This window comes from Anaerolineales bacterium (assembly GCA_016928575.1).
Lineage (GTDB): Bacteria > Chloroflexota > Anaerolineae > Anaerolineales > RBG-16-64-43 > JAFGKK01.
Window position 1 is genome coordinate 82,054 of record JAFGKK010000135.1, and the last position, 14,468, is coordinate 96,521.

Annotated in this window: 13 protein-coding genes; 7 read left to right on the plus strand and 6 right to left on the minus strand. The window is 64.2% G+C overall.

Features of this window, described 5'->3' with window-relative positions:
• Positions 1-3 precede the first annotated feature (3 nt).
• The 6 genes from JW929_16610 to JW929_16635 all read left to right on the plus strand — a co-directional run bounded on the left by JW929_16610 (position 4) and on the right by JW929_16635 (position 6,230).
• The gene (locus tag JW929_16610; protein MBN1441028.1) at positions 4-978 is read left to right on the plus strand and encodes an acetylxylan esterase; all 975 of its coding nucleotides are present in this window, start codon (positions 4-6) and stop codon (positions 976-978) included.
• Positions 979-1,108: 130 nt separating this feature from the next.
• A complete protein-coding gene (locus JW929_16615; protein MBN1441029.1) occupies positions 1,109-1,270 on the plus strand; it encodes a hypothetical protein in 162 nt (53 codons plus the stop codon).
• Positions 1,271-1,278: 8 nt separating this feature from the next.
• On the plus strand, positions 1,279-2,265 hold the full coding sequence (locus tag JW929_16620; protein MBN1441030.1) for an NAD-dependent epimerase/dehydratase family protein: 987 nt from the start codon (positions 1,279-1,281) through the stop codon (positions 2,263-2,265).
• Positions 2,266-2,313: 48 nt separating this feature from the next.
• A complete protein-coding gene (locus tag JW929_16625; protein MBN1441031.1) occupies positions 2,314-4,518 on the plus strand; it encodes a lamin tail domain-containing protein in 2,205 nt (734 codons plus the stop codon).
• Positions 4,519-4,820: 302 nt separating this feature from the next.
• Entirely contained in the window at positions 4,821-5,195 is a 375-nt protein-coding gene (locus JW929_16630) for a response regulator (GenBank protein ID MBN1441032.1), read from the plus strand.
• 654 nt (positions 5,196-5,849) lie between these two features.
• Positions 5,850-6,230, plus strand: coding sequence for a response regulator (locus JW929_16635; protein ID MBN1441033.1), 381 nt, complete (start codon positions 5,850-5,852; stop codon positions 6,228-6,230).
• A gap of 212 nt (positions 6,231-6,442) precedes the next feature.
• On the opposite strand, the gene rny is transcribed toward JW929_16635, so the two are convergent.
• The 3 genes from rny to recA all read right to left on the minus strand — a co-directional run bounded on the left by rny (position 6,443) and on the right by recA (position 10,241).
• On the minus strand, positions 6,443-7,981 hold the full coding sequence (gene rny, locus JW929_16640; protein MBN1441034.1) for a ribonuclease Y: 1,539 nt from the start codon (positions 7,979-7,981) through the stop codon (positions 6,443-6,445).
• A gap of 195 nt (positions 7,982-8,176) precedes the next feature.
• Positions 8,177-8,836, minus strand: coding sequence for a regulatory protein RecX (locus JW929_16645; GenBank protein ID MBN1441035.1), 660 nt, complete (start codon positions 8,834-8,836; stop codon positions 8,177-8,179).
• A gap of 352 nt (positions 8,837-9,188) precedes the next feature.
• Complete coding sequence (gene recA, locus JW929_16650; protein ID MBN1441036.1) at positions 9,189-10,241, minus strand: recombinase RecA; 1,053 nt, start codon at positions 10,239-10,241, stop codon at positions 9,189-9,191.
• A 254-nt stretch (positions 10,242-10,495) separates the two neighbouring features.
• On the opposite strand from recA, the gene JW929_16655 reads away from it, so the two are divergent.
• Complete coding sequence (locus JW929_16655) at positions 10,496-10,723, plus strand: hypothetical protein (GenBank protein ID MBN1441037.1); 228 nt, start codon at positions 10,496-10,498, stop codon at positions 10,721-10,723.
• Between the two features lie 244 nt (positions 10,724-10,967).
• Here the strand turns inward: JW929_16655 and JW929_16660 are convergent, their stop codons facing one another.
• The 3 genes from JW929_16660 to JW929_16670 form a co-directional block, all read right to left on the minus strand.
• Positions 10,968-11,564, minus strand: a complete 597-nt coding sequence (locus JW929_16660) for a hypothetical protein (GenBank protein MBN1441038.1) — start codon at positions 11,562-11,564, stop codon at positions 10,968-10,970.
• 431 nt (positions 11,565-11,995) lie between these two features.
• Entirely contained in the window at positions 11,996-13,630 is a 1,635-nt protein-coding gene (locus JW929_16665; GenBank protein ID MBN1441039.1) for an aldehyde dehydrogenase family protein, read from the minus strand.
• 397 nt (positions 13,631-14,027) lie between these two features.
• The coding region (locus JW929_16670) for a hypothetical protein (protein ID MBN1441040.1) at positions 14,028-14,468 on the minus strand (441 nt) is incomplete at its 5' end.

The following is a 14,468-nucleotide window of genomic DNA, read 5'->3' on the forward strand; positions in this document are numbered from 1 at the left end:
GCCATGCCGCTGACGTTCGATTACCCCCTGGAGAAGTGCAAAACCTACAAGGGTATCAATCCCCGGCCCGCCGATTTCGACATTTATTGGGACCGGGCCCTGGCGGAAATGAGCGCGGTCGCGCCCGAGGTGGAGATGGTCCGCGCCGATTTCCGCGCGCGCGGCGCCGAATGCTTCCACCTGTACTTCACCGGCGTGGGTGGCGCGCGGATCCACGCCAAGTTCCTGCGGCCGGCGAAAAGCGAGGGCCCGCATCCGGCGGTGCTGATATTCCACGGATACTCCGTCGATTCCGGCGACTGGTCCGACAAGCTGGCCTACGTCTCGCAGGGCTTTTCGGTGGCGGCGATGGATGTCCGCGGGCAGGGCGGCCTCTCGGAGGACCGCAGCCTGGTGCGCGGCAACACCCTGCACGGGCACATCATCCGCGGCCTCGGCGACGCCCTGCGGGGCGAGATGGACAAGCTTCTCTTCCGCCAGGTCTTCCTGGATACGGCCGAGCTGGCCGGAATCCTGATGGAGATGCCGGATGTGGACCCGGCGCGCGTCGGGGTCACCGGCGGGAGCCAGGGCGGGGCGCTGGCGGTGGCCTGCGCCGCGCTCGAGCCTAGAATCGCCCGCGCCGCGCCGGTGTATCCGTTCCTGAGCGATTATCAGCGCGTGTGGGAGATGGACGAGGCCAAGGAAGCCTACGCCGAACTCAGGGAGTATTTCCGCAGGTTTAATCCCCTGCACGTGAACAAAGCCTCGGTGTTCGAAAAACTGGGGTACATCGACATCCAGCACCTCGCGCCGCGGATCAAAGCCGAGGTCTTGTGGAGCGCCGGATTGATGGACGAGATCTGCCCGCCCTCCACCCAGTTCGCCGCCTACAACAAGATCGCTTCAAAGAAGCGGATGGATATCTATCCGGACTTCGGCCACGAGCCGCTTAAGGGCGCGGGCGACAGAATCTTCGCGTTTCTTTCGGGCCTATAATCGCCCGGCGCCGGCCTTCTCCGAAGAAGACATCCGGGGCGGGCCGGCGCAGCTCTTCCTCACCCCAAGAAGCTCGGGATGTGGACGGGCGTTCGGGGCCGGCGGGAAGGGGCGTTTCGCTTGCGTTATAATGGCCCGACGAAAAGCCAAGACGGTCAAGCGGCTCCGCGGGATTCTGCCGAGCGGGGCGGATCTTGACCACGATCTGCGCAGCAACACGGCGGTCTTGCCCGCCCTGGCGGTTCGCGGGCCGGGGACGCGCAGAAAGCGCAACTCAACCGAATTTCAGTGAGAGAGACAATGGCGCAAAAGAAAGTGCTGGTCAGCGGTGCGGGCGGCTTCATCGGACACCACCTGGTGAAGCGGCTCAAGCAGGAAGGGGTTTGGGTCCGCGGGACGGATTTGAAATACCCGGAATACGAGCCCTCCCCGGCCGACGAATTCGAAATCCTCGATATGCGCCGCTGGGACGATTGCCTGCAGGCCACCCGCGGCGTGGAGGAAACCTACGCCCTGGCGGCCGACATGGGCGGGATGGGGTTCATCTCCAAGTACCACGCCCAGATCCTGCACAACAACCTGCTGATCAGCACCCACACCCTGGATGCGGCGCGGGTCAACGGGGTGAAGCGCTACCTGTTCACCTCCTCGGCCTGCGTCTACCCGGAATATAAGCAGACCGCAACGAACATCGCCCCGCTCAAGGAGGAGGACGCCTACCCGGCCCAGCCACAGGACGCCTACGGCTGGGAAAAGCTCGTCACCGAGCACCTGTGCCAGCACTACCGCGAAACGTACGGGATCGAAACCCACGTCGTGCGCTTCCACAACATGTTCGGCCCGCTGGGCAAGTGGGAGGGCGGGCGCGAGAAGGCCCCGGCCGCGCTGTGCCGCAAGGTTGCGGCGGCCAAACTCAAGGGCGAAAAGTCGATCGAGATCTGGGGCGACGGCGAGCAGACCCGCTCCTTCTGCTACGTCGACGACACCGTGGCGGGGATCCTGGCGTTGATGCGCTCCGATTTCCCCGGGCCGGTCAACCTCGGCCAGGATAGGATGGTGACGATCAACGAGCTGGCCGACATGATCATGAAGATCGCCGGGGTAAAGCTTGAGAAGCGGCACGTGGCCGGGGCGCTGGGGGTGCGCGGCCGCAACTCCGACAATACGCTGGTGAAGAAGGTCCTCGGCTGGGAGCCGAAGGTGACGCTTGAGGAGGGCCTGGCGCGCACCTACGCCTGGATCGAGGGCCAGGTGAAGGCCAAGCTGGACGCGGAAACGGTCGGATAGAGAGGGAAGCGCCGCCGAGAGGCGCGCCACAAGCAAAAGGGGGAGAACATGAAGCGAGGGGGAGGATTTTTTGTTGTCGCAGGGTGTGCCTTTTTCCTGCTGGGCGGCTTCGCGCCGCGCGAGACCAAAGCCTATCAAGGATCCGAAACGGAAACGGCGACCGCCACCGCTTCGGATCTTTTTCTTCCCACGCCGACTTCCACGGAAACGGGATCCCCGATCGGAACGAACACGCCGACGCTTGCGGCAAGCGCGACCGCAACGGAAACCGGAACCGCAAGCGGGACGCCCGAATTCACCCGGACCGGGACCCTCTCGCCGACCTGCACGACAACCCCGTCCGGGGCAATCGATCCGACCGCCACGGAGACGCTGACGGATTCTCCTGCGCCGACCCCCACGGAATCGCCTACGGCGACAAGCTCCCTTACCCCCGGATCTTCCGCGGCCTGGGTCGTGATCAGCGAAGTGGCCTGGGCCGGCACGGCCGCTTCCGCCAACGACGAATGGATCGAACTGTGGAATCCCGGCGGGGAGGACGTGGACGTTTCGGGATGGACGCTGACCGACAACGGCGACATCCGCATCTCCCTTGCGGGAACGATCGGCGCCGGCGGATATTACCTGCTGGAACGGACCGACGACACCACCGTCGGCGACATCCCGGCCGACCGGATCTACACCGGGGCGCTGGCGAATTCCGGCGAGGCTGTGTGGCTGATCGACTCCTCGGGCCGGACGGTGGATTCCGCCAACGGCGACGGGGGAGCCTGGCCGGCGGGCGCAGTTGTGCCCTACGGCTCGATGGAGCGGAGGGACCCCGGCGGCGTATCGGATCCGGCTTGGTGCTCCAACGACGGGATCCACCGCAACGGGGAGGACGCCGGCGGAAATCCCGTCAACGGCACGCCTCGGGCGCCGTTTTCCGGCTATTGCGGAGATCCGACCCCCACCGCGTCTGCAACCCGGACGCCGACGGCGACCTCCACCTTCACGCCGAGCCTTCTGCAAACGCCGTTTGCGCCGCACGCGGTCGTGATCAACGAAGTGGCCTGGGCCGGAACCGCGGCGGATTCCAGCGACGAGTGGATCGAGCTATGGAATCCCGGGCCGGAAACGGTCTCCCTTTCAGGGTGGCGGCTGACCGACGGCGGGGACGTCGATATTGTCCTGGAAGGGTCGATCGACTCCGGCGGTTTTTTCCTCCTCGAACGGGGAGGCGACGACACCCTGAGCGACATCCCCGCGGATCAACTCTATTCCGGCGCGCTTTCGAACTCCGGGGAGGGGTTGTTGCTGCTCGATCCGGGCGGGAACCCGGTCGATTCCGCGGGCGAGCGCGGACGGGCGTGGCCGGCGGGGAGCGCTTCGCCGGCCTACGCCAGCATGGAGCGCGTTGCGCCGGAGCGGGCGGCCTGGATGACCAACACCGGTTGGGTGACGAACGGCCGCGACTCCGCGGGCAATCCCATCCGCGGGACGCCCGGCCGCCCCAACAGCGCCCTCTTCCCGACCCCGACCCGCACCCAGCATCCGAAGACCGTCCTTGTCAACGAGTTCCTGCCCAAGCCGGGCAGCGATTGGAACCGCGACGGAAGCGTCGACTACAACGACGAGTTCATCGAGCTCTATAACGCCGGAACGCTGGCGGTCGACATCGGCGGCTGGATGCTGGACGACCAATACCACGGCGGCAGCCGGCCTTTCGCCGTTCCCGGAGGAACGTGGATCGGGCCGCAGGAGTTCCTGGTTTTCTTCCGCAGCCAGACGCGGATCGCGCTCAACGAGTCGGGCGACGAAATCTGGCTTCTGACTCCGGACGGGAATCACGTCGACGGCCGGGTCTTCACCCGCACCCGCTGGGAAGACAGCGCTTGGGCGCGTTTCCCGGACGGGGAGAGCGTCCTGCGGCTGGGGTTCCCGCCCACGCCGGGCGAACCCAACCGCCTGCCGGACGACCTTCTGAATCCGAAAAAAGAACCGGTGCCGACGATCGCGGAAGGCTGGCGGCGGGTGATGTGCGGGCCGCAGGCGGGTCCGCTCCTGGTGGGTGCGGGGGTGCTCACCGCCGGCGACGAGGATTCGCTCCGCATGGCGGAGGCGTACGGCTGGTACTCCTGGGAAAGCGGGAAGTGCTATGCCTGGACGGCGCCTATCCAGGGGAGCCGGTTCCCGTATTCCAACTTCGGCCCGAGCGCGGACGGCGGCTTGGCGGGTTTCGATTGGTGGTGGGACTGGCGGTTTTTCAGGTGAAAAAGCGGCGATTCGGCCGGTAAATCCGTTTATTCATGACATTCCGCATCGTTTTGTGGACAAGCGGCGCTGGCGCGATCGGTAGCTGGCGCGTAGAATGAACTACCGGGCGCCTGGCCCCCGGCCCGACCGCCGAGGCGGGCTCGCCAAGCGGGAAGCGGACTGGGCGGTATCCACAAACGGCTTTGCCGGGCGCCGATGTGTTTGACTGCAGTTTTTCTGATCCCATGCGAACGGGATAACTTGAAACCAACCGGATTCGGCCGCGCGGGCGGCCGGATCCGCGCGCAAGGGGAGTGGACATGGCTCAGGTATTGGTTTGCGACGACGACATCGATACGCTCAAGCTGGCGGCTATGATCCTCTCGCGGGCCGGGCATCGGGTTGTCTCGGTCGAACGGGGGGAAGACGTGCTTGCGGAAGTGTCTAAGAACCGTCCGGACATCGTCCTGCTGGACATCATGCTTCCGGATATGGACGGCTTTTCCGTCGCGCAGAAACTCCGGACCACGGCCAAGAATCCGCCGCCGATCCTGTTCTTCTCCGCGCGCAGCACGCCCGAGGATCAGGTCATCGGCCGCACGCTGGGCGACGGCTACCTGCTCAAACCGGTCCGCCTGACCACGCTGCTCGAATCGGTGCAAAAGGTGCTGGAGGCGAACAAGCCGGCGGCGTAAAATCGTACGGCGCATAAGGCTGGCCGCCGAAAAAAGCGGCCTTGCTGTGCAGAAAGCGCTGCTCGATCATCTTTTGTGCAGGCTGACGAACGCGCCGGTGCCATCCCGGCCCAGCAAATTCCTCCCCCTGTTCCTCCCACCGCTTTTTTCTCAATTGTCTGGCCCTCCCTACGCCTGGTTTTCCATCCTCCTTGCTCCATTCGGGCGGAGACGGATGCGGGAATGGCTCCTTTAAATGAATTGCCGTGCGGCAAGCCGCGCCGTATCTGGCAGATCGAGAACTCTTGAGTTCCTCCCTCCTTTTAGGAGGGGGGAACATCCGCCTACATCCCCGCCGCAAGCGGAGGGGTATTGGCGGTCGAATTCGATAAAAAGGCGTCATACTTTTACACCCGCATTCGGCCGCACTACTAACCCTTGCCCATGCATGCTTTCGGGAATGGGATCGGCACTGGAAACGGCAACTCGGCGGTGGAAATTCGGCCATTAACCGGCTTTTTCGCAAATGTTACACAAGACATGACATTCCGCTTAAAAAAGGTGACAAGTCGCGCTGGTTGGGGTTTGGGCTTCCGCTTAGAATGTCCTCGTCGTTGCGGGGGCGTCCGTTCGGCTGTCGGAGCCGGCGCCCTCCCGAGCCGAAGGATTCCGAGTATGGCAAATGTCTTGGTCGTCGACGACGATGCGGATACGCGTGAGCTTACGACGATGATCCTGGCCCGGGTCGGGCACCGGGTGATTCCGGTCAGCCGGGGGGTTGAAGCGCTGATGGAAGTGGCCAAGGACCGTCCCGACGTGATCCTGTTAGACATCATGCTGCCGGACATGGACGGGTTTACCGTCGCCCGCAAATTACGGACCACGTTCGCCGATTCGCCGCCGATCCTATTCTTCTCCGCGCTGAGCTCGCCCAAGGACCAGGTCACCGGACGGGCGCTCGGCAACGGGTATCTGGTCAAGCCGGTCCGGACGACCATGCTGATCGAATCGGTCCAAAAAGTCATCGACGCAAACAAGCCGCCGTTCGCCGTTTGATCGTGCCAAAAAAAAGCCGCCGGCCGCGGCCTCCGCCTGTTCTTGGCGGAGGCCGCGGCCGGCGGCTTTTGCCTTCTCGTTTGGCGAAATTCAGCCATGAGGCAGGCTCGGGAAAGATCCTTCGGAGGCTACGCCTCCTCAGGATGACCCCCTCACCCAACCCTCCCCCATTTGGCGAATTTCGCCAAATGGGGGAGGGTTGGGTGAGGGGGTCACTTCGCGTAATCCACCGCCCGCGTTTCGCGGATGACGGTGACTTTGATTTGCCCCGGGTACTGCAACCCTTCCTCGATTTTGCGGGAGACGTCGCGCGCCAGCCGAACCGAGGCCAGGTCGTCGAGGTTTTCCGGGCGGACGATGATCCGCACTTCACGGCCGGCCTGCAGGGCGTAGGCCTCGTCCACCCCCTCGAACGAGGTGGCGATGTCTTCCAGGGTGCGGATGCGCTTGACGTACTGTTCGAGATTCTCCCTCCGGGCTCCGGGCCGGGCGCCGGAGATGGCGTCGGCCGCTTCGACGATCACCGCCTCGACGCTTTCCTGTTCGGATTCGTGATGGTGGGCGGCGACGATGTTGACGATCTTCTCGGGTACCCCGTAGCGCTTGATGAAGTCGGCGCCGATCGCCGCGTGCGTGCCTTCCACTTCGTGGTCCATCGCCTTGCCGAGGTCGTGGAGCAGACCGCCGGCTTTGGCGGCGGCCACATCGGCGCCCAGTTCGGCGGCGATCACACCGGCCAGGAGGGCGGTCTCGACCGCGTGGGAGTGCTGATCTTGCCCGTAGGACATGCGGAACTTGAGCGTGCCCAGCTTTTTGAGGATTTCCGGGTGCAGGCCCGGCACCCCGGATTCAAAGGACGCCCGTTCGCCCTCTTCCAGGATCACCTTATCCACTTCCTTGCGGGAATCCTCGAGGACCTTTTCGATGTGGGCCGGATGGATGCGGCCGTCGAGGATCAGCTTGGCCAGCGCCCGGCGGGCCACCTCGCGGCGGACCGGATCGAAGGAGGAGATCGTCACCGCCTCCGGGGTGTCGTCGACGATCACGTCCACCCCCGCGGCCTGCTCGAAGGCGCGGATGTTGCGGCCGTTGCGGCCGATGATCCGGCCTTTCATCTCCTCGCTCGGCAGCGGAACGACCGAGACCGCCACTTCGGAGACGTGCTCCGAGGCGACGCGCTGGATGGCGTCCGCCACCAGCTCGCGGGCGCGGCGCTCGCCCTCGGCGCGGGCTTCGTCTTCGATCTGGCGGATGGTGCGGGCCATGTCGGCCCGCGATTCCTTCTCCACCTCCGCCAGCAGGATTCCGCGCGCCTCGTCGACCGTCATCCCGGCGACTTTTTGCAGTTCCACCAGACGCTCGGCATGGACCTTCTCCAGCTCGTTGGCGCGGCGGTCGAGCGCGCTTTGGCGCTTGTTCAGCGTTTGCTCGCGCTGTTCCAGGCGCTCCATGCGGTGGTCGACTTCGGACCGCCGGCGTCCCAGCCGCTCCTCCTCGGCGCTCAGGTCCGTCCGGCGCCGGCGGATCTCCTCTTCCGCGCCGTCGCGCAGCTTTAAGGCGGCGTCCTTGGCCTGGATTTCGATCTGGCGCGCGCGGTTTTCCGCCGCGGATATTTTTTCATCGATTTTCGCCTGCGCCTCCGCCGCCCGGCGCAGTGCAACGATATGGCGGACGGCGAAACCCGCGATCACACCCAACCCGAGCCCCGAGGCGGCAAGGATGATTGTCAAAAAACCCGACGACTCGCCCATTCGGAACCTCCTTGCAAAGATTTTTTTTCCCGCTCTTGCGGAATGATGAATACCCCGCGCCTGCCCTCACGCCCGCCCTCGCGAAGCGGGGGGAGCGGGGGGCTTGCCGCGCAGTTCTTCGTATTTGCGCTCCCCGGCCTCGCCCGGCGAAGCCGGGGCGGGGCTTTGATACCGCACGGCTTGCTGCGCGGTCATTCATTCGCTGTCGCCCGCGCCGGCCTGCGCGCATTCGTCCCAGACCGCCCGGGCGGTTTCCCGCGAAAGGTCGAACGCAAATCCGCGCGAGGCCAGATGCGCGGCCATCTTCTGCTGGAAAATACGCCGGGCTTCCGGGGTCGTCCCGGCGGCGCGCAACAAGCGCGGCGCTTTTTTCCGGGCGGCCGAAAGCGCCGCCTCCTCCTCGCGCACCCCCTCCAGCGCCTCCCGGGCGTCCGTTTCCGGAATGCCGAACCGGCGCAGTTCCGAGTGCAACGCCCGCGCGGAGCGCGGCCGGAATTCCTGACGGTTCTCCACCCAGGCGCGGGCGAACTTGCGGTCGTCGATCCACCCGTGCTCGGAGAGGCGGTCCACAACCCGCCGGATCTCCGCCTCGGGAAGCTTCCGCCGCTGCAGGTAACGCTCGATCTCCGCGCGCGACCGCGGGCGGCGGGCCAGCAGCCCAAGGCACCGGATGCTGGCTTCCTCCACCCGGCTGTCGCCCCGCAGCCGTTCGATCTCCTGCGGCTCGAGGGATTGCCCCGGAAACAATCCGGCGGCGGACGTCTTGCCGAGCCGGAAGGATTCCGTCCCGTCGAGCTCCACTGTAACCGTCCGCCCCTTTGCGCCCGCCCGCAAGGCGGTGATTTTCCTCGGCAAGGGTCCCTCAAAATGAAAACAGCCGCAACCCGATAAGGGGCTACGGCTGCCTGAAGCATCAACAGGAAAAATCGGATTGGAACCCGGCGTCAGGAAAGGCGCGAACTCATGAACCGACGCGAGACAGACGGACGCCTCCGCCGGCCCTTTTTTGAAGGCGGCGACTCAACAACCGGTGACGCTTTGTAAAATGGTTCAGCGGCCAAAACCGTTGTTCCATTTCCCGCACCTCCGCGGGAGGGTTCCAGAAATGCTTTTGGTCAGTCCGTAGCCCGTGAAGGGTTTCCGGGAAAGGGAACGTCCCGGTTGATCCTTCACGCAATATGGTTTTTCCGCCGGCCCGGGAGCAACCCTAGGCCTCCGCATCCGTTTCTTCCCCTTCCTCCTTTTCGGAGGAGGGGCGATCCGCCGCACCCATGCCGGCCATCGCTTTTTCCCGGACGGCCGTTTCGAGGATTTCGGTGATCTCCGGATGCTCCTTCAAGTATTGTTTGGCGTTCTCCCGTCCCTGGCCGATGCGCTGGTCCTGGAACGAGAAGAAGGCGCCGCGTTTGGTGATCAACTCCAGTTGGGTGCCGATGTCGATCAGGTCGCCCGCCTTGGAGATGCCTTCATTGTACATGATGTCGAACTCGGCCTCGCGGAAGGGCGGCGCGACCTTGTTTTTGACCACTCGCACGCGGGTCCGCGAGCCGACCACCTCGGCGCCGTTCTTGATCGATTGCACCCGGCGCACGTCGAGGCGGACCGAGGCGTAAAACTTAAGCGCCATCCCGCCGGTGGTGGTTTCGGGGTTGCCGAACATGACACCGATCTTCTGGCGCAATTGGTTGGTGAAGATCACCGCGGTGTTGGTTTGGCGGATCACGCTGGAAAGCTTGCGCAGCGCCTGGCTCATCAGCCGGGCCTGCATGCCCATCGTGGCGTCGCCCATGTCGCCTTCGATCTCGGCCCGCGGCACCAGGGCGGCGACCGAATCCACCACCACCACGTCCACCCCGCCCGAGCGGATCAGAGTCTCGGCGATTTCCAGCGCCTGCTCGCCGGTGTCGGGCTGGGCGACGTAGAGGGAATCGGTGTCGACCCCGCATTTGGCGGCGTAGACCGGATCGAGCGCGTGCTCCATGTCGATGTAGGCGCAGTTGCCGCCGCGCTTCTGGGTTTCGGCGACGATGTGCTGGCAAAGGGTGGTCTTGCCGGAGGATTCGGGGCCGAAGACCTCGGTCACCCGCCCGCGGGGAATGCCCCCCACGCCCAGGGCGATGTCGAGGGCCAGCGAACCGGTGGGAATCACCTCCACCGCCAGCCGCGTGGCTTCGCCCAGGCGCATAACGGCGCCGTCGCCGTATTTCTTTTTCAGTTCGGTCAATGCGGATTCGAGAGCTTTTTCTTTGCCGCCGGCCATATTCCCGCCCCCCAGAACAGAATTTCAGAAAGTGTACTTGAATCCTCCATATTCCGCAAGAGGGAGCCATCCCGTACGGTTTCCGCCGCCTTGCTTTCGGCCGGCAATCGGCGTGCAAGATTTCCCTCGATCTCCTTCCCTGCCGTTGATCGCGGCTGGAATGGAAGGCGTTCAGGGCCTGTTATTCGCGGGTAAATTAAGAAATCCGTGAGTCTTGCACTCGCCGGTGCGCCGATTGCGCTGAAATGCGGCTCATGGATTTCCATCCCGCTGATGATCGTAAACACAAGCTGGACGGCATCGCCCAAGACGGGGCCGGGAAAAACGCGGCCGAGCCGTGGGCGCTGACCGTCGTCGGTCGAATCGGGCCGTTCGCCGGATTGGTCCTTCCGTTCTTCCCCTCGCCGGGCCTGCCCAAGCCGTCTTCCGCGCCGGTGGCGGCCGGCATGGGCGCCGCGCTGGCGGTTTGCGGGCTTTGTTGAGGGCGATGCTTCCCCGGCGGCGGCTTTTTCCGCTTGCTGGAGACCGCGGCAGGGGCTTCGGTCCGTGCCCGGCGAATCGGCCGCGCGGCGCGGACTGCACGGCGGCGGGGAGGTTCAGGCTGGTTTTGCGGCATCCGGCGATGAGGAAGGATTAATCCACGGAGAGCACGGAGGAAAAGGCTATTTCCTTATTGCCTATCCGCGCCCTCCGTGGATGGTCTATGCCCCCAAGTCCAGCCTGCGGCTATCCCCGCGCGCGCTCAAGCAGGATCGCCATCATCAGGCTGAGCAGAACCCGTTGTTCCTCGACGGCGGTCAGGTCGCCCAGCTTCTCCACCAGGAATTTTCCCTCGAAGAAAGCGGGCTGTTTGGTCATCCGCATCACCGGCGCGCCGTCGGCGCGGGTCACTTCATACACCGGATGAAACACGTAGCCCGCAATCAGGTTGAGGAAGGGAATTTCCGACAGCAGCGCATCCGCCATCTTGATCCAGGGATTCGCCTCCTGGATCTTCATGACCGGATTGTCGCCTTCCAGAATGTCGTAGGTTGCCTTCCAGAGCGATCTCATCCCCTGCCGTTTCACGGCGCCCACGTTCGCGCCCTGGGCGGAGGTGAAATTGTAGCGGGCGGACCAGTCGAGGATTCTGTCGGCCTTGATGGTGAACAGTTGGCGAGTCTGCTTTTCGTCGGCGAAGACCGTCACGGCTTCCTTGAGGGCGAGGATCTTCTGGCGGACGCAGGCGACGAGGTTGCCTCCCGCATCGCGGACGAAAAACTGCGAGGCGAACGAGATGATCTTGAAGGAGAAGGTGAGCGGGTACGCAAGCGGCGGCTGCATGGCGGCCTCCCGGGGGAAGAAAGATGAGTTACGCGAGGGATTATCGCGGCAAATGCGCTTGCATGCAAATCCCCGCCTCCCTGCGGTCCCCCCATCCCGCTTCGCGGGATGGGGGGACCGCAGGGGGGCGGGCTTCGCTGCAGGATGAAGTCGGTATTCAGAAAGCTGGAATTCCGCCCGTTGTCGATGTTCTGGAATAACTCACGGTTGGTCGGATTGGATTTCGCGGTGACTACCACGAGGTCTACCCGGGCGATCCGCGGCGGACGGCACCCGGAAAGATAAAGACCGTCCTCCGCCATCCGGTAACGCAGGAGGAAAAATCCATGGAGGGCACAGAGGGGCGCGGAGGATTTCAATTAAGGAATTATCCGTGATCCTCCGTGTTCTCCGTGGAAAAAAGCAAATCCCGCTGTTTTCAAACCGGGAACCTATAGAATGAAATCGGTATTCAGGAAACTCGACTTTCTTCCGTTGACGATGTTCTGAATCAGCTCGCGGTTGGCGGGGTTGGATTCGGCCGCCACCAGCGAGCGGATCGAGAAGGCGCGCAGCGCGTCGCTGATCGAGAGGGTCATCTCGGCCGAATCCTTGCGCCCGGTGAAAGGCAGGGAATCCGGGCCGCGCTGGCACTGGCTGTTGAGGTTGATCCGGCACACCTGGTTGGCGAGCTTATCGATCAGCGCGCCGATTTTGACCGGGTCGTTGCCGAACAGGCTGGCCTGCTGGCCGAAATTGGATTTCGCCACGAAATCGAAGAATTCCTGCTCGTCGCGGTAGGAGCAGACCGGTATTACCGGCCCGAACTGTTCCTCGCGGTAGAGGGCGCATTCCGCCGACAGCGGATGGACGACGGCCGGGAAGAAGAGGCTTTCGCAGGCCGTTCCCCCGCCGGGATTGACCACCTGCGCGCCTTTCGAGATGGCTTCGTCGATGTAGGCTTTCAGCTTGCCCGCCTTGCCCGGCTCCGGAAGCGGCGTGATACCGACCTTAGGCTGCCAGGGCATCCCGACAGCCAGGGCGTTGACCGCCTTCGCGAACTCCGCCAGGAATTTTTCGGCGATCGACTCGTGGACGAAAAAAATTTTCAGCGCCGTGCAGCGCTGGCCGTTGAAGCTCAGCGACCCGCGGACCGATTCCTTGACCGCGTTCTGCAGGTCGGCGTCGGGCATGATCAGCGCGGGATTCTTGGCGTCCAGGCCGAGCACCGCCCGCAGGCGGTGAGGGCGCGGATGCTGCTGCTTGAGTAGGTCGGCCACGCGGCTGGTGCCGATGAAGGCCAGCACGTCGATCCGTCCGCTGCGCAGGATCGGCTCGATGATCCTGCCGCCGGGGCCGTAGATGAAGTTGACCACGCCCGGCGGGAAGGATTCGGCGAACGCCCCCAGCAAAGGCTGGTGCACCAGGGTTCCGAACTTGGGCGGCTTGACCACCGCCGTGTTGCCCATGATCAGCGCCGGCAGGAGGGTGGTGTAGGTCTCGTTGAGCGGGTAGTTAAACGGGCCCATCGAAAGGCAGACCCCGAGCGGGGCGCGGCGGATCTGGGCGATGATCCCGACGTCGAGGGCGAAGCGTGAGTTGGCGCGGTCCAATTCCTTGAGGGCTTCCACGGTGCGGCGGATGTAGTCAACGGTCCGGTCGAATTCCTTGCGGCTGTCCTCCAGGTTCTTGCCGATCTCCCACATCAACAGCCGCACCACCTCATCGCGCGCCTCCGCCATCCGTTCCAGGAATTGCTCCACGGCCTCGATCCGGCCGCGGACGCTCATCGTCGGCCACTCGCCGAGCCCGCCGTCCCAGGCCTTTTCCGCCGCCTCGACCGCGGACATCACCGTGGCGTCGTCCATCACCGGCGCATGCCCGACCAACGCGCGCTCGAGCGTTTGGCCGCTTCGCAGGCAGACCGGCGAACGGACCTCGACGGTCTCGCCCTCCCAAGCCCGCACCCGGCCGTTGACCAGGTACAGCCTTTCGTATCCCGAAGGATCCGGGCGGAATTCGGCGGGGATTTCCTCCGCAACGGGAAATGCCGCGCGCAATCGTTCTTTCATTCCAGGATCGGTCATGGCTTGTCTTCCTTTCGCCGGCGGTTTTGCTCCATCTTGGAGAGGGATTGTATCGGTTTTTCCTCATCCCGACCTGGCTCCCTGTCCCCGCCTGTTTTCAGAATAGTCTGCGCGCGATGATCCCTGCCTCCTTTCCTTGGGAGAAGGAGGCGGGGGTCGGAGCGGGCGGTTGGATTGGAGAGCCGGGCGGGTTTCAAGACAGATCGAACACGAAGCTCGTCGCCAAGCGGGCCGGAAAGGCGTAGGAAAAAACCGGCCCGGCGCCGGTGATCTCGAACGTCGCCGGTAGGATGCCGGTATCGTCCCAATTCGGGGATGACATCTGCCAGACCGACGCTCGGTCGAGTGGATGAAATCCGTTAAAGGCGACGGCTGTCTCTTGGATTTCGGCGCTTTTTCACCGCGCGCTTGATTCTCCCGCTCCCAAGGATTCCACCGGCGTATTGCTGTCCGTGTTTGTCCCGTTTCCCAACTGGCCGTAGGTATTCTTGCCCCAACAGAGCACCTCGCCCTGCGAGGTGCCGGCGCACGTGTGCCAGGAACCGGTGGCGATCACAGAGATATCCGCGCCGCCGGTGTTCGCGGTGCAGGGAAGGGCGCTGGCCAGATTGGTCCCGTCGCCTAGCTGGCCGAATTGGTTGTTTCCCCAGCACCGCACCCTGTTTACATTCATCCGCGCGCAGGTGTGATGCCGCCCTGCGGCAAGCTGAAGCACTTCATCACCACTATGGGTGATCACATTGACGTAGACGGGCAGATTTCTGTTCGACGAAGTCCCATCCCCCAACTCGCCGTACTGGTTATTCCCCCAGCACAGCACCTGGCTCGAACTCCGTAG

What these genes read in the sequence shown, in the direction of transcription:
- JW929_16610 (MBN1441028.1), top strand. Translation starts at nt 4, where the DNA reads ATGCCGCTGACGTTCGATTACCCCCTGGAGAAGTGCAAAACCTACAAG.
- JW929_16660 (MBN1441038.1), bottom strand. Translation starts at nt 11,564, where the DNA reads ATGCAGCCGCCGCTTGCGTACCCGCTCACCTTCTCCTTCAAGATCATC.
- JW929_16620 (MBN1441030.1), top strand. Translation starts at nt 1,279, where the DNA reads ATGGCGCAAAAGAAAGTGCTGGTCAGCGGTGCGGGCGGCTTCATCGGA.
- rny (MBN1441034.1), bottom strand. Translation starts at nt 7,981, where the DNA reads ATGGGCGAGTCGTCGGGTTTTTTGACAATCATCCTTGCCGCCTCGGGG.
- JW929_16625 (MBN1441031.1), top strand. Translation starts at nt 2,314, where the DNA reads ATGAAGCGAGGGGGAGGATTTTTTGTTGTCGCAGGGTGTGCCTTTTTC.
- JW929_16655 (MBN1441037.1), top strand. Translation starts at nt 10,496, where the DNA reads ATGGATTTCCATCCCGCTGATGATCGTAAACACAAGCTGGACGGCATC.
- JW929_16665 (MBN1441039.1), bottom strand. Translation starts at nt 13,630, where the DNA reads ATGACCGATCCTGGAATGAAAGAACGATTGCGCGCGGCATTTCCCGTT.
- JW929_16630 (MBN1441032.1), top strand. Translation starts at nt 4,821, where the DNA reads ATGGCTCAGGTATTGGTTTGCGACGACGACATCGATACGCTCAAGCTG.
- JW929_16615 (MBN1441029.1), top strand. Translation starts at nt 1,109, where the DNA reads ATGGCCCGACGAAAAGCCAAGACGGTCAAGCGGCTCCGCGGGATTCTG.
- JW929_16635 (MBN1441033.1), top strand. Translation starts at nt 5,850, where the DNA reads ATGGCAAATGTCTTGGTCGTCGACGACGATGCGGATACGCGTGAGCTT.
- recA (MBN1441036.1), bottom strand. Translation starts at nt 10,241, where the DNA reads ATGGCCGGCGGCAAAGAAAAAGCTCTCGAATCCGCATTGACCGAACTG.